This window comes from Oleiphilus sp. HI0086 (assembly GCF_001635225.1).
On the sequence record NZ_LWFZ01001055.1, the window covers coordinates 1 to 877 of the forward strand.

The window sequence follows — 877 nt, forward strand, 5'->3', positions numbered from 1 at the left end:
TGGTATGGAACTCAAGACGCAGCTGAACGTTGAGGAGCTTAAATTAGGCGAATATCCTCGCTGGGAAAATGGCGAAGCTTGTTTTGAGTGTGATGGAACAGAACCAGGCTTGGAAAAGCAGGGCGCAGATCTTTGGGTTAAGAATATGAGCTTTGGCGCGATTGCCGAGACCAGTGGTAGAAAGATGGATGGACGCTACTATAGAGCGGGCGAAATCATTCCTTTTGAGTTTTATGACCCTTACATCGAAATCGCTAAAGAAGACGATGAACTAGTGGGTATGCGTATTGGCTTTCATCAGGCGCGTGGTATTTTCTCTGGGGATATTTTGAGCTTTACCGGTCAACTGCCCGTTCAAATAAAGGATAATGCTTACGCATTGATTGATGCCCCTAATCGCCCCTGGTGGTTTGCCTTAGCGGGGGCTCTCTTGCCTTTTACACCGGTAGAAGGGCAGGCTCATCCGATTACCGCACCGAATGTGGTGGATGGTGAGGTAGATTATGAAAGCGGTGGTCAGCCAGACCCTGTCCGAGCGACCCATATCGGTTTGCCCAGTGGTTCAAATTTTACGCTTGGGCCTATCCCGTTTATTGGTGATATAGATTTTGCCACGACTGACTGTAACCTTCATGGAGTTCCGACCTGTTTTCCGATGACTCAGTTTAAAAGCATGGAAGTAGGGGAAAAACAAAAGAACGGCACTTTTCTACCTACTGGCGGTTTCTTTTTGTCGATGCAGAAAAAGGCCATGGAATGGATTGAACCTGTTAGTCAGCAACGCGTTTCGACACCGAGCGGAGTATTCTTCAGTGTTCCGGTTGGGAGTGTTGAATTCAACCTGGAACAATCATTTCATGGTACGCCTCGCCGCCGA

Annotated in this window: 1 protein-coding gene; it reads left to right on the forward strand. The window is 48.0% G+C overall.

Annotated elements, in window-relative coordinates:
- The coding region (locus A3756_RS27975; protein ID WP_068554298.1) for a hypothetical protein at nucleotides 1-877 on the forward strand (877 nt) is incomplete at both ends.